Annotated in this window: 17 protein-coding genes; 6 read left to right on the forward strand and 11 right to left on the reverse strand. The window is 62.4% G+C overall.

Annotated elements, in window-relative coordinates:
• Positions 1-104: 104 nt before the first annotated feature.
• A complete protein-coding gene (locus tag ASB58_RS15575; RefSeq protein ID WP_118131530.1) occupies positions 105-428 on the forward strand; it encodes a hypothetical protein in 324 nt (107 codons plus the stop codon).
• On the opposite strand, the gene ASB58_RS15580 is transcribed toward ASB58_RS15575, so the two are convergent.
• Positions 425-1,384 carry an AraC family transcriptional regulator ligand-binding domain-containing protein gene (locus ASB58_RS15580; protein ID WP_118131531.1) on the reverse strand — a complete coding sequence of 320 codons (960 nt, stop codon included), beginning with the start codon at positions 1,382-1,384 and terminating at the stop codon, positions 425-427. The two genes, ASB58_RS15575 and ASB58_RS15580, sit on opposite strands and share 4 nt — an antisense overlap.
• A gap of 69 nt (positions 1,385-1,453) precedes the next feature.
• Between ASB58_RS15580 and ASB58_RS15585 the strand changes: the two genes are divergently transcribed.
• Together ASB58_RS15585 and ASB58_RS15590 are read left to right on the forward strand one after the other, a co-directional pair.
• The gene (locus ASB58_RS15585; RefSeq protein WP_118131532.1) at positions 1,454-2,308 is read left to right on the forward strand and encodes a sterol desaturase family protein; all 855 of its coding nucleotides are present in this window, start codon (positions 1,454-1,456) and stop codon (positions 2,306-2,308) included.
• Positions 2,305-2,895, forward strand: a complete 591-nt coding sequence (locus tag ASB58_RS15590; protein ID WP_118131533.1) for an NADPH-dependent FMN reductase — start codon at positions 2,305-2,307, stop codon at positions 2,893-2,895. Before ASB58_RS15585 ends, ASB58_RS15590 begins: the two co-directional genes overlap by 4 nt.
• Here the strand turns inward: ASB58_RS15590 and recD are convergent, their stop codons facing one another.
• From recD to ASB58_RS15610, 4 genes are all read right to left on the reverse strand, one after another.
• Positions 2,896-4,959, reverse strand: a complete 2,064-nt coding sequence (gene recD, locus ASB58_RS15595) for an exodeoxyribonuclease V subunit alpha (protein WP_118131534.1) — start codon at positions 4,957-4,959, stop codon at positions 2,896-2,898.
• Positions 4,949-8,584 (reverse strand): exodeoxyribonuclease V subunit beta, encoded by a 3,636-nt coding sequence (recB, locus tag ASB58_RS15600; protein ID WP_118131535.1) that lies wholly within the window; start codon positions 8,582-8,584, stop codon positions 4,949-4,951. The genes recD and recB overlap by 11 nt, the downstream gene beginning before the upstream one ends.
• Positions 8,581-12,063 carry an exodeoxyribonuclease V subunit gamma gene (recC, locus tag ASB58_RS15605; RefSeq protein WP_118131536.1) on the reverse strand — a complete coding sequence of 1,161 codons (3,483 nt, stop codon included), beginning with the start codon at positions 12,061-12,063 and terminating at the stop codon, positions 8,581-8,583. Before recC ends, recB begins: the two co-directional genes overlap by 4 nt.
• Positions 12,064-12,134: 71 nt before the next feature.
• Positions 12,135-13,484 (reverse strand): glutamine synthetase family protein, encoded by a 1,350-nt coding sequence (locus ASB58_RS15610; RefSeq protein WP_118131537.1) that lies wholly within the window; start codon positions 13,482-13,484, stop codon positions 12,135-12,137.
• A gap of 227 nt (positions 13,485-13,711) precedes the next feature.
• Between ASB58_RS15610 and ASB58_RS15615 the strand changes: the two genes are divergently transcribed.
• Positions 13,712-15,400 (forward strand): VOC family protein, encoded by a 1,689-nt coding sequence (locus ASB58_RS15615; protein WP_118131538.1) that lies wholly within the window; start codon positions 13,712-13,714, stop codon positions 15,398-15,400.
• A 48-nt stretch (positions 15,401-15,448) separates the two neighbouring features.
• Here ASB58_RS15615 and ASB58_RS15620 read toward each other — a convergent pair whose 3' ends face one another.
• Positions 15,449-16,687 (reverse strand): saccharopine dehydrogenase family protein, encoded by a 1,239-nt coding sequence (locus ASB58_RS15620; protein WP_096005620.1) that lies wholly within the window; start codon positions 16,685-16,687, stop codon positions 15,449-15,451.
• A gap of 47 nt (positions 16,688-16,734) precedes the next feature.
• Positions 16,735-17,832 (reverse strand): carboxynorspermidine decarboxylase, encoded by a 1,098-nt coding sequence (locus ASB58_RS15625; protein ID WP_118131550.1) that lies wholly within the window; start codon positions 17,830-17,832, stop codon positions 16,735-16,737.
• Positions 17,833-18,106: 274 nt separating this feature from the next.
• On the opposite strand from ASB58_RS15625, the gene ASB58_RS15630 reads away from it, so the two are divergent.
• Entirely contained in the window at positions 18,107-20,071 is a 1,965-nt protein-coding gene (locus tag ASB58_RS15630) for an alkyl/aryl-sulfatase (protein ID WP_118131539.1), read from the forward strand.
• Positions 20,072-20,133: 62 nt separating this feature from the next.
• On the opposite strand, the gene ASB58_RS15635 is transcribed toward ASB58_RS15630, so the two are convergent.
• From ASB58_RS15635 to glnT, 3 genes are all read right to left on the reverse strand, one after another.
• A complete protein-coding gene (locus tag ASB58_RS15635; RefSeq protein WP_118131540.1) occupies positions 20,134-20,745 on the reverse strand; it encodes a TetR family transcriptional regulator in 612 nt (203 codons plus the stop codon).
• A 51-nt stretch (positions 20,746-20,796) separates the two neighbouring features.
• Entirely contained in the window at positions 20,797-21,891 is a 1,095-nt protein-coding gene (locus ASB58_RS15640) for a putative urea ABC transporter substrate-binding protein (RefSeq protein ID WP_235827319.1), read from the reverse strand.
• Positions 21,892-21,984: 93 nt separating this feature from the next.
• Entirely contained in the window at positions 21,985-23,346 is a 1,362-nt protein-coding gene (gene glnT / locus ASB58_RS15645) for a type III glutamate--ammonia ligase (protein ID WP_096005623.1), read from the reverse strand.
• Positions 23,347-23,497: 151 nt separating this feature from the next.
• Between glnT and ASB58_RS15650 the strand changes: the two genes are divergently transcribed.
• A complete protein-coding gene (locus ASB58_RS15650; protein WP_118131541.1) occupies positions 23,498-24,529 on the forward strand; it encodes an alpha/beta fold hydrolase in 1,032 nt (343 codons plus the stop codon).
• A 43-nt stretch (positions 24,530-24,572) separates the two neighbouring features.
• Here the strand turns inward: ASB58_RS15650 and ASB58_RS15655 are convergent, their stop codons facing one another.
• The gene (locus ASB58_RS15655; protein WP_118131542.1) at positions 24,573-25,178 is read right to left on the reverse strand and encodes a porin family protein; all 606 of its coding nucleotides are present in this window, start codon (positions 25,176-25,178) and stop codon (positions 24,573-24,575) included.
• Positions 25,179-25,448 lie beyond the last annotated feature (270 nt).

Below are 25,448 nucleotides of genomic sequence, written 5' to 3' on the forward strand. Positions count from 1 at the left end.
GGTCACGCAGGCGCGCCAGAGTGTTGAACGGCGCTCGCCACTGCTGCGGCTGGTTCCCCTGGCCACATAGCGGCACCTCCTCTTCCCTTCAAATCGGAGTACCCGTGTCCGTCGATCCGTTGAAAACCCTGTCAGACCTGGTCAACGATGCCCACACACAGATTCAAGCCGCGCATCAGCACATCAACCCGGTGGTGGAAGTGCGCCAGAGCATGCGTGATGTCGGCATCCCCGCCGATGTGCTCACTCTGGACTGCTTGCGCAGCCAACGCCGTATCACCCTGATACTGCATGACCAGCAGCCGGGCGTGGTGCTCTACCAGTTTGTTACCCGGGAAGAAGAAGTCGGCGGGGAGTTCAGGCAGATGCCGCTGGCGGAGATGCGCAGCCAGACGCTGTTCGACTGGATGCAGGATTACTTCGGCTAGCGCTCGGCCGCGGCCCAGCGCTTGCGCGCATGCAGGTAGGCGGCAGTATCACCGTAGCCCAGTCGCTCTCCAACCTGGGCTCGGGTCAGGCCTTGCAGGCCCAGATACTGATCCAGCTCGGCGCGGACCAGATCGAGTAGCCGACGGAAGCTGAGCTGTTGATCCTGCAGGCGACGTCGCAGGGTGCGCGGGCTCAGATGCAGCTGCCCGGCAACCTCTTCCAGACTCGGCAAATGGCCGGCCAGCAGGCCCTGACGCAGCTGCTCGGCCACCTGGCCAGCAGCCCCACCAAAGCGCCGTTGCTGCGCCAGGCGGCGGTCGAGTTCCGAGGTCGCCAACTCATACATGCCGTCGTTGGCGCCGGGGTTGGGGCGCAACAGGTCTGCGCGCCGAAACCACAGTTCGTTGCGTGCTGCAGCAAATACCAGTTGCTCGCCGAGCAGCGGCTGGTAAGCCTGCCAGTAATCCGGCTGGGCGTGTCGCAGGCAAACCCGCGCCGGTAGCAAGGGCTGCTCGGCGGCAGCACTCATCTGGGTCACCGCCATGCTCATGTAGTGCTCTGTCAGATAGCGCTCCAGCCCGGCCGAGGCATGCACCCGGATCGCCACACCGAGCAGCTCCTCGCTCTCGATCTGGGTAATGGCATCCAGCGAAGAGGCCAGCCGCTGGTATCGCACCCAGCTGGCAATCGACTGGGCGGCGTTGCGGGCATAAAAGCCCAGGCACGCCAGCACATGCCAGTCTTGTCGGGAGAACAGCGAAAACAGGTGCAGACCGATGGCGGGATCATGGGCAGCAGCGCGTTGCCAGAGCTGTTCCAACGCGACGAGGTCGAAGTCCTGGCGCTCTCCGCGCTCCTGCAGAAACCGCTGCAGCACCCGGCCAAGAGGGCCATGGTGATACAGCTGAATCGGAACTTTGGCCGATTCGATACTGTTTTTGTCCTCTGCGCGCATGTTGGATCGGTCCGGTTTGGCTTCTTATTAAAGGGCAATCGAATCACTCAAACGCCCGCAGAGGTTAGCATGGAAACAATAACAACAAGCCTGAACCCCGCCGTCATCGTGGCCGGTATCTTTTTTTCATTCATCCTCATGGAGCTGGTGGTTGGCCGCTTCTTTCAGCGTGAAGGCGACCGCCGAGACGCCATTATCGAAACCGTCGGCTCGACGCTGCTGCTCGGCGTGACGGTTCCCTTCATCACCTTTGCCACCGGCGCCATCATGGCGACCCTGGCTCCAGACGCACAGGGCGCGCTCAGCGGTATCCCCTGGCTGGCGGGCTTTGCGCTGTTCCTGCTGTTCGACGACATGACCCAATACTGGTGGCATCGGCTCGCGCACAAGGTGCCCTTCCTCTACAGCCTGCATCGCGCGCACCACTCGGCCAAGTACATGAGCATCCGCATCGTGTACCGCAACAACAGTTTCTACTACCTGCTGATGCCCGGTATCTGGTTCTCCGGCATTCTGATTTACCTGGGCCTGGCGCACGTCTACTTCGTTTACCTGATCCTCAAGATGTGCGTGATCTTCGGTGCGCACAGCAGCGTGCCCTGGGACGCCAAGCTGTATCAGATCAAGTGGCTCAAGCCGATCATGTGGGTGGTCGAGCGCACCATCTCCACCCCGTCGACCCACTCGGCTCACCATGGCCTGAGCGCGGAGGATGGTGTCACCAACTACAAGGGCAACTTCGGCAACCTGCTGTTTTTCTGGGACATCCTGTTCGGCACCGCCAAGATCACCCGTCGCCGCCCGCCCAAGTACGGTATCGAAAACCTCGGCCCGGTCAGCTGGCAGCACGAATTGTTCTGGCCGCTGGTGCGCAAACCGAAGAAAGCGGCCAAGCCCGCGCTGAAGCCAGAGGTCGCCCAATGAGCCGTCACATCGCCCTGATCGCGGGATCCAGCCAGCCATCCAGCCAGAGTGCCAAAGTCGCGCACTGGTTGGCCGCCAGCCTGCAACGCCAGAGCTGCGAAACCAGCGTTATCGAACTCGGCCAACAGACCCTACCGCTATGGCCTGAAGCCGACAGCAAAGGTGTGTGGCCCGAACTCGCAGCCACCCTGCGTAGCGCTGACGCGGTGGTGGTGATCAGCCCCGAGTGGCACGGCATGGCCAGCCCGGCACTGAAAAACCTGTTCATGTATGCAGGGCGCCGCGAGCTGGCACACAAACCGGCGCTACTGGTAGGTGTGTCAGGCGGACAGGGCGGCAGCTACCCGCTGGCCGAGCTGCGCGCTTCCAGCTACAAGAACTGCCGCCTTTGCTACTTGCCCGAGCACCTGATCGTGCGCAACGTAGAACAGGTCATGAACCCGGACGAGCCCGCCAGCGAAGACGACCAGCGTATCCGCGCTCGCGCCGACTGGGCCATGGGACTGCTGCTCGATTACACCGAAGCGATGACTCCGCTGCACGAGCGCCACCGCAGCCCGCCAGCGGACTGGATGAACGGGATGTGATCAGTTGGCGGTCGCGCCCAGGTCCAGCCCACTGATCCGCCGCACCGGCGTCTGCACCGCTGGCTCAAACACGCCGGGACGGCTTTCCAGCAGGCTGAAGTGTTTGCTCGCGCGGGTAATCGCGGTGTAGACCAGCTCCTTAGTCAGTACCGGGTTGCGCGCCTCCGGCAGCACCAGCACGGCGTGCTCGAACTCCGAGCCCTGCGACTTGTGCACGGTCATGGCAAACACCGTTTCCACCTCCGGCAGACGGCTGGGCAACACGAAGCGAATGCCGCCCTTGCCATCGTTGCGCGGGAAGGCGACGCGCAGCGCCTCGGTCTCCGGCTGACCGGCGTGCAGCGCCGGTTCGCGGATGCGCAGGGCAATGCCAATGTCGCCGTTCATCAAGCCCAGACTGTAGTCGTTGCGAGTGACCAGCACCGGGCGCCCCTCGTACCAGAGCTTGTCGGCGTGCAGCAGGCCGCGACGGGTCAGCAGATCCGCCACACGCTGATTGATGCCTTCGACGCCCCATTCCCCGCGGCGCACCGCACACAGCAGCTGGAAACGGTCGAAGGCTCGCAGCACATCGCCCGCCCAGGCTTGCCAGCAGGGATCATCGGCCATCGCATCCGCGCCCGGGCGCTGCGCCTGCAGGGTGCTCAGATAGGCGCCATAGGCCGGCAGGCCACCCTCGCTGCCCAGCACCAGCGCGGCAAACCCGGGGTCGCGCAGGTCTGACAGGCGCCGGCTGTGAATATCGGCGAACTGCCCCCGCTGCAGCAGATCGCGCGCGGCGGTGGCGTCGCAGCGATTAACCGCGCGGGCCAACTCACCGATGCCGCTGTCGGCGCCGAAGCGGTGGGAATGGCGCAGCATGGCGGTCTGCTGCTCCAGCAGATGGGTCGACTCGTCACCGGGCTGCAGGCCGCTGCCTGCCAGCGACTGCCCACTCACCTGCTGCAGCCAATCAACCGTGGCCGGTGAGTAGCAACCGGCGTCGGCGCGTCTGCACAGGTCGCCCAGCACCGCCCCGGCTTCCACCGAGGCGAGCTGATCCTTGTCACCGAGCAATACCAGTCGCGCCTGCGGCGGCAGCGCGGCCAGCACGTTGGCCATCATTTCCAGATCGATCATCGAGGCCTCGTCCACCACCAGCACATCCAGCGCCAGCGGGTTACCGGCGTGATGGCGGAAGTGGCGGCTGTCCGGCAGGCTGCCGAGCAGGCGGTGCAGCGTGCTGACCTCGGTCGGGATGGCAGCGCGCACCGCGTCATCAACCGGCAGCGCGCCGACCTGCCGCCCGATTGACTCGGTCAGCCGCGCGGCGGCCTTGCCGGTCGGTGCGGCCAGGCGGATACGCAGCGGCTTTCCCGCTTCCACTGCCGGCGTCTGCAGCAACGCCAGCAGCCGCACCACCGTGGTGGTCTTGCCGGTACCGGGGCCGCCGGTAATGATGCTGAAACGCCCGCGCGCCGCCAGTGCGCAGGCAATGCGCTGCCAGTCCGGGTTCTGCTGACTGCCGGCAAACAGGGCATCCAGCCGCTCAGGCAGATCCCCGGCAACCTGCAGTGGGTGCTGCAGGCGCTGATGCAGGGTCGAAACAACGTGCCGCTCGTGCTGCCAGTAGCGGCGCAGATACAGACGCTGGCCGACCAGTACCAGCGGGCAACTGCCCTGCTCCGGTTGCTGGCTGTCTACCACTCGGCTGGCCTGCAACGCCGCACGCCAGCTGTCCAGCGTAACGCCCGCCAGTACCGCCGACGGCAGCGGCGTATCGATTAGGCTCTCCCCTTCCGGCGGCAGCGACAGGGCAAAATCCGGCTCGGCCAGCGTAGCCGCCAGATCGAGGCAAACATGCCCATGGCCCAACTGGTGGCTGACCAGCGCCGCCGCCAGCAGCACCGCCGGGCTGGTTTCCGGCGCCTGCTCCAGCAGAAACCCGGCGAAGGCCCGGTCCAGCGCCCGCAACCAGCCGTTGGCCAGCCAGTCGTCCAGCAGCTGCAGCAGCGCGGCGCTGCTATCCAGCTGCGTTGCGGATGCGGGCAGCGCGCCCAGCAGGTCCAGTTGATCACCCTGCATGGTCAATCTCCTCAACCGGCTGGCCGGCGAACAGGCGGTCCAGCGTTTCAATCAGCTCGCGCGGCGGGCGCTGATGGCAGAGGCCGCCGTTTTCCGCGTCCACACCCCGCATGAACCAGTAAAGCGCGCCGCCGATATGACGGTCGTAGTCGTAGTCCGGCAGCCGCGCCTGCAACTGGCGGTGCAGCGCCAGCAGGTAGAAGACATATTGCAGATCGTAACGGTGCTCCAGCAGCGCACGGCTCATGGCCGCCTCGCTGTAATCGGCCGCCGTTGCGCCCAGCCAGTTGGACTTGTAGTCGAGCACGTAATAGCGCCCCTCGTGCTCCAGCACCAGGTCGATATAGCCCTTGAACAGGCCATTCAGGCGGTCACGCTGCAGCGCCGGACGCGGCTGCCCGTCCAGCGTCATCGCCGTGACCAGCCGATCGATCTGCTGCACGTCGACCTTGCTGGCGGCAAACATAAAGGCCATTTCGCTCTGGTAACGCGACGGCGGCAGCTCACCCAGCGCCAGCTCGGTACCCGGCACCAGCCCCGGGCGCTGCAGCAATTGCCCCAGCCAGTCGCTCAGGCAATCACTCCACTCACCCCAGCCACGGCGCTGGCAGCGCGGCGCCAGCCAGCGGCGGCAACGCTCGGCATCCTGCAACGCCGAGAAGCCTTCCTGAGCCGCCAGCTCCAGCAGACCGTGCAAAAAGGTGCCGGGCTGCGGGCCACGCGGAAAGCGGTGAATGCTCGGCTGCTCGCCACGACGCAGCGGCACAAAGCGGCTCTGGCGCTCGTCGTCGGCAATCCACTCGGCCAGCGCGCTGTCGGCACTCTCACCGCTGAGCGCCAGCGCACTGTAGGAACCGATCCACCAAGAATCGAAGCGACCGTGCGCCGGGCTGCGGGCATCGACCAATGCCGGGCCATCATCCAGCAGTGGCAGTCGATCATCACGCGGCTCCGGCGCGCCCTGCAACGCGATTACCTCGCCGTCCGGCTGCCAGCGGGTCAGCCAGTCTTTCAGTTGAATAGATGATTCCAGCGCCGCGCCACCGCCCAGCAGCCAGGCAATCGCACTGCGGTGCAGCACCGACTGCTTGTTGTTGCCGCTCTTGAGGTCAGCCATGCCCAGCCAGCAGGCATGCTGCGCGCGGGTCAGCGCCACATAGAGCAAGCGCAGATCTTCACCGAGCCGCTCGCGGTCAGCCTCGGCCACCTGATCGGTGGTTGGCTTCAATACCCAGCCGTCACTCAGGCGCAGCGGCTGGTCCGCCCGCACCGGGCGGCTCATGCAGATAAAGGGCAGGAACACCAGCGGGTACTCAAGGCCCTTGGACTTATGGATGGTCACCACCTTGACCAGTTCGGCGTCGCTTTCCAGCCGCAGTACCTGCTCATCCGCAGCCCCCTCGTCCGCCTGCCGAATCAGCTCGGCCAGGTGGCGAATCAGCGCCTGTTCGCCATCCAGCTCGCGGGCGGCGCGCTGCAACAGCTCGGCCAGATGCAGCAGATTGGTCAGCGCGCGCTCGCCATCGTCCTGCTGTTGCAGACGTGCCGGCAGTTCAAAGTCATGCAGTAGGCGGTGCAGCATCGGCAGCACACCCTGGCGCTGCCAGATGCGCCGGTAATCACGGAACTGGTCGACCCGTTGCTCCCACAGGCGCTCGTCCTGATTCAACTGATCCAGCGCCTGCCAGTTGAGGTGCAGGCTGTGGCTGGCCAGCGCCGCGCGCAGCAGGCGGTCGTTGCCGGGCTCGGCACAGGCGCGCAACCAGCGCAGCACATCCTGCGCCTGTTGGGTTGCCAGCACCGAGTCCTTGTCGGACAGATACACACTGCGCACGCCGCGGGCGGCCAGCGCATCACGAATCAGCTGCGCCTCGCGACCGGTCCGCACCAGCACCGCCATGTCTGCTGGACGCACCGGCGCAAGCGGCCGGTCGCTTCGGGCAAACCCGGCGCTGCCCTGCTGGCCTGACTGCAGCAGCGCGGTCATCTCGCTGGCACAGCGCTCGGCCATCTCCCGTCGGTAGACATCGCCAGTCAATGGCTCTTCCGATTCCAGCAACCAGGCGGTCAAGGCCGGCGCGGGCTCACCGTTGCAACACCAGACCTCGCTGCGCCCACGCGCCTGCACCGGCAGAAACGGCATGGGGTTGTCATCACCCTTGCGAAACAGAAAGGCGCCAGCAGCAAAGTTCTGCTCGGCCTGCTCGAACACCCGATTGACCGCCGTGACCATCGTCTGGCTGGAGCGGAAGTTGGTATCCAGATTCTCATGCCGCCCGGCGGTGTCGCCACGGGCGCGCAGGTAGGTATGAATATCCGCCCCGCGGAAGGCGTAGATCGCCTGCTTGGGGTCGCCGATCAGCAGCAGCGCGCAGTCCTGATCGTTTTCCGCTACCCGATAGATGCGGTCGAAGATGCGGTACTGCAGCGGGTCGGTATCCTGAAATTCGTCGATCAGCGCGACCGGAAACTGCTGACGGATAACCTCGGCCAGCCGGTCGCCATTGGGGCCCTGCAGCGCCGCATCGAGCCGGGTCAGCATGTCGTCGAAGCCCATCTGCGCACGGCGGCGCTTTTCCGCCTCAAAGCGCACCGACATCCAGTCCGCCGCATGGCGCAGCGCATCGCTGTCCGGATTCGGCAGCGCAGCCAGCGCCTCGCGCAGTTGCGGCAAGCCGCGCAACGCCGGGTGATCGGGCACGGCGCCCTTCTTCCAGGCCTCGCCGAGGCCGTCTTCGCTGAGCCGGGCCCAGGCCGCCGGTGGCAGTTCGAGTTTTATCTGCTCCGGCGTCAGCGCCCATTGGCGCAGGGTCTCAAACCAGGGCGCGTAGTAGCGCTTCTGGATCTTGCGCTTGTCGACCACGCCCTGCTCGACCGCCTGATCCAGCAACGCTTCCAGCTCATCGGCCCACTGCACACAGGGCACCTTGAGCGCGGCCAGTTCGGCATCACGCTGGTTGAGTACCTGCTCCAGCAACGCCTGCAGTTCGGTAGCAGGCGCAGCGGCTGTCGGGTCGAACAACCGGCGCGCCTGTGCCAGCAACGCGTCCGGCTGGCCCCAACCGGACTGCACCCAGGCCAGCGCACTGCCGTGCAGGTGATAGCAATGCAAGCGCCAGTAATCACGCGCGACTTCGGCCAGCAGGTCGCGTTGGTCGGTTTCCAGCGTTTGGGTAAACAGGCTGCCGCTGTCAAAGGCATGCTCGCGCAGCATACGCTGACACCAGCTGTGAATGGTCGATACCGCGGCTTGATCCATCCACTGGGCGGCGATATCCAGCTTGCGCGCGGCGCTAGCGTGCTCGGCTTCAGGGATATCCGCCAGCAGGCCGGCGAGAATCGGGTCCGGTTCAGGCAGTTCACCACGGAACGCCTGCGCGCCCTCTACCAGCCGTGCGCGAATGCGGTCACGCAGTTCCTGGGTCGCGGCCTCGGTAAAGGTCACCACCAGCACATCCGGCGGCAGCAGTTCACGGCTGAAGGCACTGTCGCCATCGCCATGCCCCAGTACCAGCCGCAGGTAAAGCGCCGAGATGGTGAAGGTCTTGCCGGTACCGGCACTGGCTTCAATCAGGCGACTGCCACGCAGCGGGCAGCGCAGGGCCAGAGGGCGTTGGTTGCTCATGCCTGGTCCTCCCCGGCCGGGGTAATCATCAACCATTCATCCTCAATCGCCTGCGCCAGCGGTTGATAGAGGGACTGTGCCCAACCGATAAACTCGTCGTTCGCCTGCAAGCTGGCAAAGTCGGGATAGCTGCGTTGCAGCGCCGGGCTGCCGTCGACCTCGCCGCGACTGAAGTCGTTGCCCTCGTAGCAGAGCCGTGCGGCACCGAGGCGCTTTTCGTCCTTGCCCTCGGTTAGCCAGGCGAAGGCGGTTTCCACGGCGACCGGCAACGGTCGGCTCAGGCCGTGCAGATACCCGAGCAACCAATCGCGCACGATACTGGCGGCGCGTTCCTGCTCCAGCGGCAGCAGCTGAATGCTGGCATCGGCACCGATCAGACAGGTCGTGAGCCGGTGACCAGAGGCCGCAGCCAGCACGTGCTGGCACAACTCGCCCAGCAACTTGCGCCAGCGCAACGCGCCCTTTTTGCCGAGCAGGCTGCCGGTCACCAGCTGGACCCGCATCAGGCCGTCCAGCGGAGCACAACGGCGCACGCCGGCAAGCCAGCTGACCACTTCGATAGTCGCGTCCGCCGTGCTCGCCACTGCCTGCAACAGCAACGGATTTTCCAGCGGCTGATCCCACAACAGCAGTTGCTCACGGAAGCGCTCAAGCTGTCCGCCCAGGGGCGCAACCAGTTGCGCCAGGGTCAGCTGACCGAACCCGGCCAGCGGCAGGCTGCCGCGCTGCTGCAGGCGGCTGGCCTGCTCAAGCAGCAGGGCCTGCCAGTCATCCTGCAAATCGGCCTGCTGCACCTGCTCCAGCAGCCACTGGCTGAGCTGGTGCCGCTGCAGACCGTCGAGTGCAAAGGGTTCGTCGTCTTCGCTGGTGCTGTGCTGCTCCTGCAGCCAGACCTTCAGCCGGGCGGCAAAAAAGTGCTCAACCGGGTTACGCAGAAAGCGCTGCAGCGCCAGCAGCTCGATGGGCGCCTCCAGCGTGACCGGCGCCAGCGGCTGGTCTGCATCATCGCCAGCACGGGAGTTGTGCAGCTGACGCCACTCGCGGGCATAGCTGAACAGCTCGGAATCGGCGCTGAAATAAGCGCGACTGAACGGCTGCAACGGGTGCTCGACGGTCAGCGCGTGCAACAGATCTGCGCCATCCGCCGTATGCCAGCCGGCGGCCAGATGATCACGCAGCTGGCCGATCAGCACCGACGGCGGCCGTTCACTGTTGTCGCGGATACTGCGCCCGACCCAGCTGATATGCAGGGCGTCGCGCGCTGATAGCAGCGCCTCAAGCAGCAGGTAGCGGTCGTCCTCGCGGCGCGAGCGGTCGCCCGGTCGATAGTCACGGCCCATCAGGTCGAAATCCAGCGGTGGCTGCGCGCGCGGGTAATCGCCGTCATTCATGCCCAGCAGGCAGATGCGCTTGAACGGAATGGCGCGCATCGGCATCAGGGTGCAGACGTTGACCGCACCGGCGAGAAAACGCTGACTGAGCTGGCTCTGGCCGACACCATCGAGCCAGGCCTCGGCCACCACGTTGAGCGGCAGCGCCACGTCCAGCGCGACGCCGTCACACAGCTCCAGCCAGTCGGCCAGCCCCTCGTGCAGCTGCGCCAGCAGCAGTTGATCCCGATCACTCTCGGCGATAAAGAAGTCATCCAGCAGCTGACGCAGGCGTTCGCCCCATTCACTCGGCACGGTCGCACTGGCCAGCTGCGTTTCGTGGCGGTCCAGTGCATCCAGCAGGCCGCTGAGCGGGCCGATCAGCGCCGCGTCCAGCCCGCCAATCTCGTCATAGGGTTCGATCTGCTGCCAGGCCTCGGCACCGCCGCTGGCGTAACCCAGCAGCATCCGGCGCAGGCCGAAACGCCAGCTGTTGGCTTCCAGCCCGTCCGGTAAACCCAGAGCGGCGCGGCGCTGCTGATCCAGCCCCCAGCGGATGCCTGCGCCCTCGATCCAGCGTTGCAGGGTCGGCAGGTCAGCCTCACTCAGACCAAAGCGACTGCGCAGCGCCGGCACATCGAGCAGGTCCAGCACCTCACTGACCGGCAGCCGGCTGTCAGGCAGACGCAGCAGGTGCTCCAGCGCAATCAGCAGCGGCTCCTGGCCGCGCTGGCCCTGATCGGCCAGGGTAAAGGGAATCGCCCGCGGATCGTCGCCACTGTGCTGACCAAACACCGCCTGAATATGCGGAGCGTAGAGATTGACGTCCGGCACCATGACGATGATGTCGCGCGGTTTGAGGTTCGGGTCGGCAGCAAAGGCGGCCAGCAGCTGATCGTGCAGCACTTCGACTTCGCGCTGCGGGCTGTGCGCCAGGTGAAAGCGGATGGAGTGATCCCGCGCGGTGTCGACCGCTGGCCACAACTCGCGCGACTCGGCCAGCGGCCGCAGTTGCAGGATGTCCTGCTGCAGTTGCTGCAGCAGCGTGTTACCGGCAGGTGCTTCAAACAGATCAACCCGGCCACCGGCAATATTGGCGAAGCGCGCTTCGTAACTGGCGCGCTCGTCGTGCTGGTCGAGCAGGTTGATATAGTCACGGCCCTGCTTGCCCCAGGCGGCCAGCAGCGGATGGGCGTGCTGGTGCAGGGTGTTCTCGTCCAGCTGCAGGGGCGCGCCCGGCCGCCTTTGCTGACGACGGTACTCGTGACGCAGCAGATCCTGATCGGCAACGATATCGCCCCAGTGGTACTCACAGGGGTTGAGCACGCAGAGCAGCACCTGCGAGAAGCGGCCAATCACCGCCAGCGCCTCGAGCGTCTGCGCCGGCAGCGACGAGATACCGAACACGATCACCCGCCGCGGCAGGCTGGCCGGTCGGCTGTCACAGTCGAGCAGGTGCTGGACAAAACGCGGATGGATACCGGCCCGGCTGTCGCTCAGGCGCTCAGCCCCCACGTCCGCCAGCACCGCGCGCCAGAGCGCCGGCTGCCAGCGCTCCTCGTCATCCAGCGGCCGCGCGCCGGTACGCGCCAGGCCAATATGGTCACGCCCGGCGGCCCAGTCGTTCAGCCAGTCGGCGCGGTAGACCTGATACTGGTCGAACAGGTCGGCGAGCCGCACCGCCAGTTGGTAGCGCTTGCGGCAGTCGTGGTCATCGGCAAGAAAGCGTTTGAGCGGGGCGAAATCGGGCTGATCCTGCAGTGCGGGCAGCAGCCGCATCAGCCGCCAGGTCAGCGGCTGCTTGTCGAGCGGCGATTGCTCGGGCACGCTGCCGCGTCCCAAAACGCCGCGGTAGCTGTCCCATAGAAACCGCGCCGGCAGCTGCACATCCAGCGCTGCCGCGATGCCGCAGCCGCCCTGAGCAGGGTCGGCAGCCAACGCCATCTGCAGCCACTGGGCAATGCCGTTGCTCTGCACCAGGATGACTTCGTTTTCCAGCGGCGCCAGCGGGTGCGCCCGCATCCAGTCCACCGCCAGCTCACGCAGGGTCTCCAGGCGGTTGCCGTGGATGATCATCAAACCGGGGGCGAGGCTGTTAGCGTCCTGCATGGAAGCTCCTTATAGGTGAAGAGACCGCAGTCTATCACCGCGCTGCGACAGGCGCGGTCGCAGCTGCTCGCCTAAACCTGGCTGCCGAGAAAGCGCCTCTCCCACGGCGTAATTTCATCCATAAAGCTCTGCAGCTCCATGCGCTTGCTGGCCAGGAAGCCGTCAACAAACTCGGCGCCGAACAGCTCACGCGCCAGCGTGCTGCGATCCAGCCGCAGGATGGCGTCGTGCAACGTGCCGGGCAGGGTCAGCTCGTCCGGCGCCTCGAACTCGCCTTGCGCCGGAGCAGATGGCTCGCACTGGTTGTCGATACCATACAGGCCCGCAGCCAGTGAGGCTGCCACACTCAGGTAGGGGTTGGCATCGGCGCCGGGCAGCCGGTTTTCGACACGACGCGCTTCCGGGCCGCTGGCCGGAATGCGTAGCCCGGCGGCGCGGTTGTCATGCGACCAGCAGAGATTGTTGGGTGAGGCGTAGGCGTGACAAAAACGCTGGTAGGAGTTCACATAGGGCGCCATCAGCAACGTCAGCTCGCCCATGCAGTGCTGCAAGCCGCCGATGAAGTGGCTGAAGGCGGCGGTCGGCTGCTGGGTCGCCGCATCGGTAAAGATGTTTTGCCCGCTGGCCTGATCGACGATGCTCTGGTGAATGTGCATTGAGCAGCCGGGCACACGGGCCAGCGGCTTGGCCATGCACACGGCGATCAGCCCGTGCTTGAGTGCGACTTCATGCAGCGCGTGCTTAAACAGGAAAGTCTGGTCGGCAATCAGCAGCGGATCACCATGGACAAAATTGATCTCGTACTGGCTGACGCCCATCTCATGCATAAAGGTATCGCGAGGAATGCCCAGCGCGGCCATGGTGTCGGCCAGCTCGTCGAAGAACGGCTTGAGGCCGCTGCTGGTGCTGACACTGAACGCGCCGTAACCGGCTTCGCGGCGGCCATCCAGTCCCACCGGCGGCTGGAACGGCTGGGTGTCGTCACGGTTGGGCTCGAACAGGAAAAATTCCAGCTCGGTCGCCACCACCGGCGCCCAGCCCCGCTCGGCGTAACGTTCGACTACACGGCTCAGCAGCGCTCGAGTCGACAAGCCGGACAGCTGGCCGTCCAGCTCCACGGCTTCACAGATGGCCATTGCACGAGGGCGCTCAATCCACGGCAGCACGTGCACCTGATCCAGCAGCGGGCGCAACACCAGATCGCCATCGTCGCTGCCGTAATACTGCGCCTCCGGGTAGCCACCCATCACGCACTGCAGCAGCACCCCACGCGCCAGCTGCAGCCGACGATCCGCAAGAAAGCCTTCGCCGGTCATTACCTTGCCACGGGGAATACCGTTCAAGTCCGGGGTGACACACTCGACGTCGCCAACGCCGGCAAGACGTTCGGCAAGGGCTCCAAGGGATGCGGGGGCGTTCATGCGCTACTACCTGTGTTGGTTCAGGCCATTATGGCGTTGGCGGATCATACCCCATCCGCTGTATTGGAACGCGCAGCCGCTAACCAAACATGCTGGCGATGAATACCGCTTGAAAATTGAACGAACATTCATTCAAAATTAATGCTGTAGCGACCCTGCACGCGCGTACCGTCACGGCGGTGCACAGCGATTCGGCCGATCAGACAATAACAATCAAGGAGTCCGGCATGTTCCAACAGCGCCTTCGCGCCGCGCTTATCTGCGCGCTTCTCGCCCTTAGCAGCGGCTGCCTGTCCAGCGGCGGTGGCGGCGGTAGCGCACCTGCCCCTACCGAACCCAGCGCCAGCCGGGCTGGCCCTGCCTACCTCCAGGCAATCGGCATTGGCGTATCCGATCTCGATGCTGCTGTTGCCCTTTATCGCGACGGTCTGGGCATGACCGAGCGCCAGCGCCTGACCCGCGACAACCGCATCGAAGTCGTCATGGAGTCGGCCGACAAGCGCGGCTCGCTCGTAGTGTTGATGCAGTTCACCGACGGCGTCGGCCGCAACGTGCAACAGAACCCAGGTAAGCTGGCGTTTTACGTCAAGGATCCGGCCGCTTTCGCCACTGCATTTGCCACCGCAGGCGGCCGCATCGTCGTACCGCCAGCCCCGCAACCCAGCGTCGGTAACGTGGTTGTTGGCTTTGGTCGTGACCAGGACAACAACCTGATCGAGATCGTCGGCGCTGGCGATGCTACCCACTCGTACCTGAGCGCCATCGGTATCGGCGTATCCGATCTGGAAGCGGCGCGCGACTTTTACGTCGCCACCTTTGGCTTTGAAGAGGACCAGTTTCTCTCCATCCCCGGCCAGTACGACGAGTACATCCTGACCTCGCCGGTACCCGGCAGCTCGGCCCTGGTGCTGATGCACTGGACCAACGGCGCGCCCTACGACTACCAGGACAACCCGATCAAGCTGGAGCTGGCCAGCGCCGATCCCGCGCTGCTCGCCGACGACATTGAAGACGCCAACCTGCCGGTAAACCAGGCGCCTGCGCCCAGCAGCGATGCGGACCTGAACGGCGCCCTGGTTGGCTATGCCGAAGATGCCGACGGCACCCTGCTGGAGCTGCGCCGCTCAATCCGTCCTTACCTGGCCGGCGCCGCCATTGGCGTCGCGGACCTGGACGCCGCTGTCACCTTCTACCAGGATGCCCTTGGCATGCAGGAAGTAACGCGCCGTACTCGCGACAACCGCGACGAAGTGGTACTGCGCTCGGCTGACAACAAGGGCTCGCAGCTTATCCTGATGGGCTTTACCGACGGCGAGCCGCGAGACTACGACCGCAACCCAGGCAAGCTGGTGTTCTATACCCGCGACCCGAGTGCCTTTGCCCAGTCAATCCGTGATGCCGGTGGCGTGATTCTGGTTGAGCCGGTAGATCAAGGCCCTGCGCTGGGCAACGCGGTAGTCGGCTTTGGTCGTGACCTGGACAACAACCTGATCGAGATTGTCGGCGACGACAGCGCTACCGAATCCTGGTTTGGCGCCTTCGGCATCGGCGTCAGTGACTTGGCTTCCGCCAAGGCGTTCTACGCCGACACGCTCGGCTTCAAGGTGTCGCTGTTCCTGCCGATTCCCGGCCAGTACAACGAGTACATTCTGCAGGGCTACGGTGGTTCGGCACTGGTCCTGATGAACTGGACCAACGGCAGCCCGCGCAACTACACCGACAACCCGGTGAAGCTGGAAATCGGCAGCCTGTCGCCCGAAGGCTTTCTGGAAACCATCGACGACGCTGGCCAGCGCGTTGACCAGCAGATGAGCGAAGACCCAAGCCGAAACGACGAGCTGGTCGGCTACGCCCGTGATGCCGACGGCACCGTGCTGGAGGTGCTGCTCGCGCCCTGGGGGCAAACAGCGCCGTAACGAAAAAAGGCCAGCTTTTCAGCTGGCCTTTTCACTTACCTCACCGACTCAGAAGCTCAGAGCGCGATCGCCCTGCTCATCCTTGATCCGGGTGGGCAGCCCCATGTCGTTCAGCAGATTGATGAACGGCTTGGGATCCAGCTCTTCGACGTTAACCATCTTGCCCGCATCCCAGGTGCCCTGGGCGATCAGGATGGCAGCGGCAACCGGCGGCACACCGGCAGTGTAGGAAATACCCTGACTGCCGACTTCAGCATAGGCTTCGGCGTGATCCGCTACGTTGTAGATGAACACTTCCTTATCCTTGCCATCCTTCTTGCCTTTGACCACATCACCGATGCAGGTCTTGCCGGCATAGTCGGGGGCCAGTGACGACGGATCGGGCAGCACGGCCTTGACCACTTTCAGCGGAATCACTTCCAGGCCTTCGGCAGTGGTGACCGGCTGTTCGGACAGCAGACCGAGGTTTTTCAGTACGGTGAACACGTTGATATAGTGCTCGCCAAAGCCCATCCAGAACCGCACGTTTGGCACACCCAGATTCTGCGACAGCGAATGCACTTCATCGTGGCCAGTCATGTAGCTGGTCTGTGAGCCGACGACCGGCAGATCATCGGTACGCTTGACCTCGAACATCTTGTTGCTGGTCCACTGGCTGTTCTGCCAGGACCACACCTGCCCGGTGAACTCACGGAAGTTGATTTCCGGGTCGAAGTTGGTGGCGAAGTACTTGCCGTGGCTGCCGGCGTTGATATCGATGATGTCGATTTCATCGACGCTATCGAAGTACTCGTTCACCGCAACAGCGGCGTAAGCATTGACCACGCCCGGATCAAACCCCACGCCCAGCACCGCAGTAATGCCCTTCTCGGCGCACAGTTCCTTGCGCTTCCACTCGTAGTTGGCGTACCACGGCGGGGTTTCACAGATCTTGTCCGGCTCTTCGTGAATGGCGGTATCCAGGTAGGCAGCACCGGTCTCGATGCAGGCCTGCAGTACCGACATATTGATGAAAGCCGATCCGACATTGATCACCAGTTGCGACTGTGTCTTGTCAATCAACGCCTTGGTGGCCTCGATATCGAGGGCATTCAGGGCATGGGCTTGCAATTCACCGGCAACCTTGAGGCTGCCCTTTTCCTTCACGCTGTCGACGATGGCCTGACACTTCTCGGCGGTACGCGACGCGATATGGATGTTACCCAGCACGTCATTGTGCTGGGCGCATTTGTGTGCGACCACCTGGGCCACACCACCGGCACCAATAATCAGAACGTTTTTCTTCATTTCTCTTCCTCGAAACGCCTCCTTGGAAAGGCTGGGTAGGTTATGCCTCAGGAGAGGCTGTCCAGGTAATCCTGGAATCCGAACTCGCGCACCAGTTTCACCGAACCATCAAGCTCCCTGATTGCAATGGCGGGCATATTGACGCCGTTGAACCAGTTCTTCTTGACCATGGTGTAACCGGCCGCATCAATAAAGGACAGGCGATCGCCGATCTTCAGCTCGCTGTCAAAATTGAATTCGCCGAAGATGTCGCCAGCCAGACACGACTTGCCACACACCATGTACTGGTGCGGGCCATCGCAGGGCTCCATCTTGGCCTCCTGACGGTAGATCAGCAGATCGAGCATATGCGCTTCGATCGAACTGTCGACCACGGCCAGCTGCTTGCCGTTATAGAGGGTGTCGAGCACAGTCACTTCGAGGGAAGTGCTCAAGGTAATGGCGGCCTCGCCGGGCTCCAGGTAAACCTGAACGCCGTAGCGCTCGGAGAATGCCTTGAGGCGGGCGCAGAAACGATCCAGCGGGTAACCCTCGCCGGTAAAGTGGATACCACCGCCCAGACTGACCCAGCTCACCTGCGCAAGCAGGTGGCCGAAACGCTCTTCGATCTGTCCGAGCATCTGGTCGAACAGCTCAAAATCGCCGTTCTCACAGTTGTTGTGAATCATGAAGCCGGAGATCAAAGGCAACACGGCCTCGATCTTGGCGGCGTCCCACTCGCCCAGACGGCTGAACGGACGGGCCGGGTCAGCAATCAGGAAGTCCGAGCTGCTGACGCCGGGGTTCAGGCGCAGCCCGCGCACGGTGTCGGCCGAGGCCTCGCTGAAACGGGTCAGCTGACTGATGGAGTTGAAGATGATCTTGTCCGAATGCGCCAGGACGTCGTCAATCTCGTCATCGGCATAGGCCACGCTGTAGGCATGCGTCTCTCCCGGGAACTTGAGTTTGCCAAGTTTCACTTCATTCAGGGAGGAGGAGGTAGTGCCGTCCATGTACTGACTCATGAAGTCGAACACGGACCAGGTAGCAAAGCATTTGAGTGCGAGCAGGGCCTTGGCGCCGGAGTGTTCACGCACGTAGGCGATCTTCTCCATGTTGCGTTCAAGTTTGCTCTTGTCGATGAGATAGTACGGCGTTTTGATCAATTCGGTCATACCCTCCAGCTGCCAACGCCCGGTGCCCGGGCAAGTGAAAGCGCGAAATTATAAATTAACGTTCTCTGCGTCGATAGAAGAAACGACCACTTCAGCCTACAACGGCAATGCTTCAATTTCACGTCAACGGGCGACAACATGCACACAATGCATTGATGGACCAACAAAAATGCATTAGCCAAATCCCTCTCTCTGTTTCTATAGTGGTGAGTAGCCGTCATCTACGGCCCATACAACAACAACGCCGCCCAACCGGGAGACCCCAATGCGCACACGCCACTTTCTATCCGGGGCGCTGGCCGCTGCCATCAGCCTGACCGTCACCGCCGCCCCCAGCCCCAATCCTGCAACCGACACCACGGCGGCTACCAACCATGCCGTGCTGGACAACCTGCCCTTCGCCGACCGGCAGGCATTTGAGGACGCCCGTCGCGGCTTTATTGCTCAATTACCTGATGGCAAGGTCACCAACGCCGACGGCTCGGTCGCCTGGGACATGAGTGAATATGACTTCCTTGATCAGGAAACCGCACCCGCCACGGTCAACCCCAGCCTGTGGCGTCAGGCCCAGCTCAACGCCATACACGGCCTGTTTGAAGTGACCGAAGGCATGTACCAGATCCGCGGCATGGATCTGGCCAACATGACCATCATTGAAGGTGACACCGGCCTGATCATCATTGATCCGCTGCTGTCTCCCTCCACTGCCAGGGCCGGTCTGGACCTGTACTACCAAAACCGCCCGCAAAAGCCGGTCGTCGCCGTGCTCTACACCCACAACCACGTCGACCACTGGGGCGGCGTCAAGGGCGTGACCAGCAATGAGGATGTCGCGGCGGGCAAAACCCATATCTATGCGCCGGCCGGTTTTATGGAACACGCCGTATCCGAGAATGTCATTGCCGGACCGGCCATGAGTCGCCGCGCAATCTACCAGTTCGGCGCCATGCTGCCGCCGGGCGAACGCGGACACGTCGACACCGGTCTGGGCAAGGCGCTGTCCAAGGGCGAGCGTTCACTGATCGCACCGACCGATACCGTGCCCGACAACGGCACTCTGACCATCGATGGTGTAGAAATCGAGTTTCAGATGGCTCACGGCACCGAGGCCGAGTCCGAGATGATGATGTACTTCCCGGCATTCAAGGTCCTGAACACCGCGGAAATCACCAGCCAGCACATGCACAACGTGTATACCATTCGCGGCGCCGCCGTGCGCGACGCCAGCGCCTGGGCCCACTACATCGATGTGGCGCTGGAACGTTTCGGTGACCGCGCCGATATCGTGGTGGGTCAGCACCACTGGCCGATCTGGACCCAGGAAGATGCCAAACGCTTCCTGTCGGTACAGCGTGACATGTACAAATACCTGCACGATCAGTCCGTGCGCATGATCAACAAGGGCTACCTGCCGGGCGATATCGCCGAGCAGCTGAAACTGCCAGCCAGTCTGGATCAGCAATGGTACGCCCGCGGCTACTACGGCACCCTGCGCCACAACGCCAAAGCCATTTACCAGCGCTACATGGGCTGGTACGACGCCAACCCGGCCAACCTGAACCCGCTGCCACCGGTACAGAACGCCGCCAAAACCATCGACTACATGGGCGGCGCCGACAAGGTGATCGAGCAGGCACGCAAGGATTACGACAACGGCGAGTACCGCTGGGTCGCCAGCGTCATGAATCAGGTCGTCTTTGCCGACCCGAGCAATCAGGCGGCCCGCGAGCTTGGCGCCGATGCACTGGAACAACTGGGATATCAGGCTGAAGCCGGCACCTGGCGCGGAGCTTACCTGATGGGCGCCCAGGAGCTGCGTAACGGCACGCTGCCGCCGACCGTCGGCTCGTTGTCGCCGGACGTGTTGCAGGCGCTGGATACCGGCATGTTCTTCGACCTGATGGGCGTGCGTCTGGATGCAGCCAAGGCCGAGGGCAAACACCTGGTAATCAACTGGCAGCTGACAGACACCAACGAGAACTACCGTCTGAACCTCGAGCACTCGACGCTGACCTATCGCGCCGATACTCAGGATGACAACGCACAGGCAACGGTCAGCATGACCCGCGATACGCTGGACCAGATCCTGCTGCGCCGCACCAGCTTCCCGGAAGCGGTCAAGGCTGGGCAAATCAGCATCAGCGGCGAGCCGAATGCCTTCTTCGGTCTGCTGCAAATGCTGGAAGTGCCCTCGGGCGACTTCCCGATCGTGACGCCGGTCAGCAACTGACCCGCAAACGCATCGCGTCCCCCTCTGGCCCCGCTCGCTGCAGGCGACCGGGGCCTTTTTCATCAAGGCTGCTGCAAAGCTCGCAAAACGCGCTCGGCAAAAAAGTCTCGCTGTTCGTTCAAGTCAAACAAGCCCGGCGCAAATAGCCAAGTTTGGGTTACGCCCATCAACTGGGTGTAAATCATCAGCGCCAGTTGCCGGGCTGACTGATCCGCGGGGATGTCGCCCTGCTGCTGGGCGTCTTCAACCAGGCCCTGCAGGGTCTCGATCATGCTTTGAGTCAGCCGCCGCTCACGCTCCAGCGTGGTCGACATGGCGTCAGTCAACTCGGTCTTGTTCAGCAGAATCTCAAAGGACTGCCGAAACCAGGCGTCCTCCACCAGCAGGGCAAACCAGTCACGAACAAAGGCGTCGATACGCACCAGCGCTGAGGTGCCGGCGCTGCGCGCCTGCGCAACCAGTTGCTCCAGCGGCTGTTGCGAGTAGGCCAGCACCGCTTCGAACAGGTCATCCTTGTTCTTGAAGTGCCAGTAAATGGGGCCACGACTGAAACCGGCTTCGGTGCCAATCATCGCCAGGGTGGTGTTCGAGTAGCCATTGCGGCTGAACAGCGTCAGCGCGGCTTCTATAATTTTAAGGCGGGTTTTTTCCGCGTCTTCTTTGGTTCTGCGCATGGGTGTTCCAGCAAGAACTGCGGGAGCGTACTCCCGCAGCGATAAACCAACTCAGAGAGCGCCGTCAGCGGCCATCTGCATATACTCGGTATCGAACCGCAGCTTGATGTTAGCGGTATCACCCAGGGTCTTGCCATCAGGCATGGCAATACCGACAAAGTCAGGCGAGTCTGCGCCTTCGCCCAGCAACCCCTTCTCGAACGAGAACTGGCGAACGCTGTCCATCGCCTCGTAGGCCTCATCACTGCCAATAAAGGCGACGGCGTCAGCCGGTTGCCAGAACATCTTCATGCCGGCCAGCTGTGCTTCATAGCCAGCCTGATCGGTCGCAGAAGCCTCGCCGAGGAACGCTCTGGCCTTCTGCCCCGCTTCGCTGTCGGTACCCATTTCCGCCATCAGCTCAAACCAGGCACCGACCAGCGCCTTGCCCAACGCTGGGTTGTCGCGCAGTGTCTCGGTGTTGACGATGGTCAGGTCCTTGATATGACCCGGAATCTGGCTGGAGTCGAACACACGGTTGGCACCGGGCTGGCTGAGGATCTCGTCCAGCAGCGGGTTCCAGGTCACCACGTTACGCACGTCTTCAGTGTTGTAAGCAGCGACCATATCGGCGTCGCTGGTGTTAACCACGGTCACATCGCTCTCGCTCAGACCAACCGAGTCGAGCGCGCGGGCCAGCAGATAATGCGACACCGACAGCTCAACCAGATTGACCTGCTGGCCTTTCATATCGGCGACGCTGGTGCTGTCCTTCATGACAATGCCGTCGTTACCATTGGAGTAGTCGCCAACGATCAGCGCGGTGGTAACCACGCCACCGGCAGCGGGGATAGACAACGCGTCCATGCTGGTAGCTACTACACCATCAAACTGACCGGCGCTGTACTGGTTGATCGACTCGATGTAATCGTTGATCTGCACGATCTCGACGCTGATGCCGTACTTGTCGGCCCACTTTTTCATCAGACCTGACTCGTCAATGTACTTCCACGGAATCCAGCCCGCGTAGATGCTCCAGGCCAGTTTGAAGCTGTCTTTCTCTTCAGCCTGGGCTGCGGGAATCACGGCAACCGATGCCGCCAGTGCAATCATGGCGCCTGAAACAACCTGCTTGAAACGTCGTGCAAAAGGAACGGACTTTTTCATGGTTCAACTCCAGATGGTTTTCGTTGGCAGTGAGGTGAAGTCTTGGCAAGAACGCAGCAGCAAGAACCGCGCCGTCGCCGGCGCGGCACCGACCTAAAAAAACTTCAGGTAGCGTTGCAGCTCCCAGTCGGAGACGTGGGTGTGATACTCGGTCCACTCCTGGCGCTTGAAGCTGACAAAGCTGTCGAACATCGCATCACCGAATACCGCGCGAGCCAGCGGGTCCGCCTCAAAGGCATCAATGGCTTCCCCGAGGGTCTGCGGCAGCAGCTCGATGTCCATCTCGCGAACCTGCTGGTCGGTGTAGTTGTACATGTTCTCGCGGTGCGGCTTGCCGGGGTCCATGCCTTCCCGGATGCCTTCCAGACCGGCAGCCAGCATCATCGCGGCACCAAGATAGGGGTTGCAGGCGATATCTGCCGCACGGCACTCGACCCGACCGCCTTGCGACGGGATGCGCAGCATGTTGGTGCGATTATTATTGCCATAGCAGACAAACACCGGCGCCCAGGTAGAGCCGGACATGCTGCCCTTGCGCACCAGGCGCTTGTAGCTGTTAACCGTCGGCGCAATCACCGCGCTGATCGCCTTGGCATGCTTCATCACACCGGCGATGAAGTGGTAGGCCATCTGCGTGACGCCGCAACCGTGAGTGTCCTCACCATTGGCAGGATCAAACAGGTTACGCCCGGTCTCGCGGTCCGCCAGCGACATGTTGTAGTGCGCACCGCTGCCGGTGCGGTTAGCCGACGGCTTGGGCATAAAGCTGGCAAAAGCGCCGTGCTTGCGCGCAATCTCGTTCGCCATCAGACGGAAGAACACCAGGCGGTCAGCCATGCCGAGGGCGTCGGTGTAGGTGAAGTCGGTCTCAAACTGGCCGTTGGCGTCTTCATGGTCAAAGGAGTAAACATCCCAGCCCATGGCATTCATGGCTTCGACCAGCTCGCCGACGATGGGCATGTTGTCCATCAGGCCGCGTGGATCGTAGCAGGGTTTGGCCAAGGTATCGCGGGCACTGATCGGCTCGAACCCGCCATCCTCTGAATCACGAAACAGGAAGAACTCGGTCTCGATCCCCAGGTTGAAGGTCAGGCCCATATCGGCGGCCTGCGCCACCTGACGCTTGAGGATATTGCGCGAGCAGGCTTCAAAGGGCGCGCCGTCCAGGTACAGGTCACTGGCGAACCAGGCCAGCTCAGGATTCCACGGACAGATGGTGGCAGTCGCAGAATCGGGCATGGTCGCCACTTCATTGTCGCTGATGTCCTGTGGAACACCGTCCAGCGCAGCCCCGGTGTAGAGCTCGGAGCCCTTCATCATCCGGTCCAGATGGTTGAGCGGTACAAACTTGCCCTTGATCACGCCATGCAAGTCCACATAACCACCCAACGCATATTTAACGCCTTTGTCCTGCAGGGACTGCTTCAGTTGTTCGGTGCTCACTTGCTGACTCATGTTGCTACTCCGCTGATTCTGTCCGCACCCGCTGCGGCGCTTGGTATGAATCTTTCATTCAACATACATGCCAGCATGCATATTTAACTATTTCGCCGGCGTTACTTGCGCCTGATCTATTCGGCCGAATACAGCCGCCAACGAGGCTCACATGTCGCAATATCAAGCAGTTGAGAAGGTTTTCCGGGCAGGAGATGTGATCCTGCAGAGTGGTAAGGTGCTACGCGACACCTGCCTGAAGTACCTGCAGATAGGTGAACTGAACCCGTCACGGAACAACCTGATCGTGCTACCGACGTACTACGGTGGAACACACGAAGGCAATTTGCCCCTGATTGGTGCGCCCGGCCCGATCGACCCGGAACGCTACTGCATCCTGATACCCAACCTGCTGGGGAACGGCCAGTCGACGTCACCCAGCAACGCGCACGAGAGCCAGCGCGGCCCGGAGTTTCCATCCGTCACGCTTTACGACAACGTTATGCTGCAGCGCCGGATGATTGAGCAGTGCTTTGAGGGGGCGACGATCCAGCTGGTGGCGGGCTGGTCGATGGGCGGCATGCAGGCCCTGCAATGGGGCTGCCTGTTTCCGCAGGAAGTAAAACGGGTCGCCAGTATTTGCGCCACCGCCCGCTGTTGGCCGCACAACTATGTATTCCTTGAGGGAGTCAAAGCCGCGTTGACCTGCGATAGCGGCTGGCTGCAGGGTCGCTACCTGTCCCCACCAACAGCCGGGCTGGAGGCCTTCGGACGCGTCTACGCCGGCTGGGCCTATAGTCAGGCGTTCTTCCGAAAAGCGCTCTACAAGCAGATGGGTTTCGACTCTATAGAGGCGCTACTGCAATACTGGGAAGACGATCACCTGAAGCAAGACGCAAACAACCTGTTAAGCGTGCTCAGTACATGGCAGCAAGGGGACATCAGCGCAAACCCGGTATGGAAGGGAGACTTCCACGCAGCGCTGAAAGGCATTACAGCGCCAAGCCTCATCATGCCCGGAAGCACCGATCTGTACTTCACCGCCGAGGACGCATGTAACGAAGCGGAGCACATGCCTGGCGCACGCTTTCAACCGCTTGAGTCAGACTGGGGGCATTGTGCAGGAGCACCAGGCAGGAACACGGCTGACACCGAGAGTATTCTGAATGCACTGACAGGGTTGCTTAGCGAAAGAGGCATATAAGAAGGGGAAGCCTAGGCTTACCCTTCTTAGGTCCGGATACACTTCAGAAGTTATAACGCAGGCCTGCAGACATCAAGTCAACGTCGTAATAGTCAGCAACATCACGATAACGTTCAAACTCGGCAACCAAGCTCACCTTGTCGTTGAAACTGTAAGCAGCTCCAACACCCCAAGACCAAACCCACTCTTCATCAGAAGTACTCTCAATGTCGGCCCCATTAAAAGTAAAGTCGGCGTCGGTCTCAAGACGGTGATACCCTACCTTGGTGAATAAGCTGAATGCATCCAGTGGCAGAGTCAGTACCCCATTCAATCCGTAGCCGGTCGTAGAAGCCGTAGTACGGGCAACAGAAATACCATCCGTTGCCTTGTAGACCGGCTCCCCCAGATCCAGGTACTCAAGCTCAAAAGCAAAATACTGATTCAATTTCAGGCCGGCACCAACCTTCCAAGCAGTATCTTCAGAGTCTACAGAAGACGTAGCAAAGCCAGGAACGCCCCAGTAATTGTCGAGATCACCTTGCGGCAGATCCGAGTCAGACTGTCCGATACTGGCAAACAGGTAGGGGGTGGCCTCTTGGGCTTGAGACAGGGCCGGAACGGCAGAGATACCAACTAAAGCTACAGCGAGTAGTGTTTTTTTAAACATCTTTTTAAGTCTCCATATGACTGCATATCACCTTCGTGGTGACGGTCCTTGACACCTGGCATTCCGGCCAAGCGCAGCTCGATCATAAGGGAGTTCAAGATCAAAGCACCATCCCCCAATATTGCGATTTATCGCGTTTGCTTTGGCAATGTGGGGCTGAGATCCGGCGCTAGGAAACACAGAAAAGCTCGTTAGCTGTGGCAGGGCGCAGGGGAAAAGAAGAGTCGCGGTCGACTCAAACAGTCTCGACCCGCTACCGGTCTTTTCCGT

The organism is Pseudomonas abyssi, assembly GCF_003444685.1.
GTDB lineage: Bacteria > Pseudomonadota > Gammaproteobacteria > Pseudomonadales > Pseudomonadaceae > Halopseudomonas > Halopseudomonas abyssi.

Bases quoted from the DNA above. Each gene is read 5' to 3' on its own strand.
- ASB58_RS15580 (WP_118131531.1), bottom strand. From the start codon at position 1,384: ATGCGCGCAGAGGACAAAAACAGTATCGAATCGGCCAAAGTTCCGATT.
- ASB58_RS15585 (WP_118131532.1), top strand. From the start codon at position 1,454: ATGGAAACAATAACAACAAGCCTGAACCCCGCCGTCATCGTGGCCGGT.
- ASB58_RS15590 (WP_118131533.1), top strand. From the start codon at position 2,305: ATGAGCCGTCACATCGCCCTGATCGCGGGATCCAGCCAGCCATCCAGC.
- recD (WP_118131534.1), bottom strand. From the start codon at position 4,959: ATGCAGGGTGATCAACTGGACCTGCTGGGCGCGCTGCCCGCATCCGCA.
- recB (WP_118131535.1), bottom strand. From the start codon at position 8,584: ATGAGCAACCAACGCCCTCTGGCCCTGCGCTGCCCGCTGCGTGGCAGT.
- recC (WP_118131536.1), bottom strand. From the start codon at position 12,063: ATGCAGGACGCTAACAGCCTCGCCCCCGGTTTGATGATCATCCACGGC.
- ASB58_RS15610 (WP_118131537.1), bottom strand. From the start codon at position 13,484: ATGAACGCCCCCGCATCCCTTGGAGCCCTTGCCGAACGTCTTGCCGGC.
- ASB58_RS15615 (WP_118131538.1), top strand. From the start codon at position 13,712: ATGTTCCAACAGCGCCTTCGCGCCGCGCTTATCTGCGCGCTTCTCGCC.
- ASB58_RS15620 (WP_096005620.1), bottom strand. From the start codon at position 16,687: ATGAAGAAAAACGTTCTGATTATTGGTGCCGGTGGTGTGGCCCAGGTG.
- ASB58_RS15630 (WP_118131539.1), top strand. From the start codon at position 18,107: ATGCGCACACGCCACTTTCTATCCGGGGCGCTGGCCGCTGCCATCAGC.
- ASB58_RS15635 (WP_118131540.1), bottom strand. From the start codon at position 20,745: ATGCGCAGAACCAAAGAAGACGCGGAAAAAACCCGCCTTAAAATTATA.
- ASB58_RS15640 (WP_235827319.1), bottom strand. From the start codon at position 21,891: ATGAAAAAGTCCGTTCCTTTTGCACGACGTTTCAAGCAGGTTGTTTCA.
- glnT (WP_096005623.1), bottom strand. From the start codon at position 23,346: ATGAGTCAGCAAGTGAGCACCGAACAACTGAAGCAGTCCCTGCAGGAC.
- ASB58_RS15650 (WP_118131541.1), top strand. From the start codon at position 23,498: ATGTCGCAATATCAAGCAGTTGAGAAGGTTTTCCGGGCAGGAGATGTG.
- ASB58_RS15655 (WP_118131542.1), bottom strand. From the start codon at position 25,178: ATGTTTAAAAAAACACTACTCGCTGTAGCTTTAGTTGGTATCTCTGCC.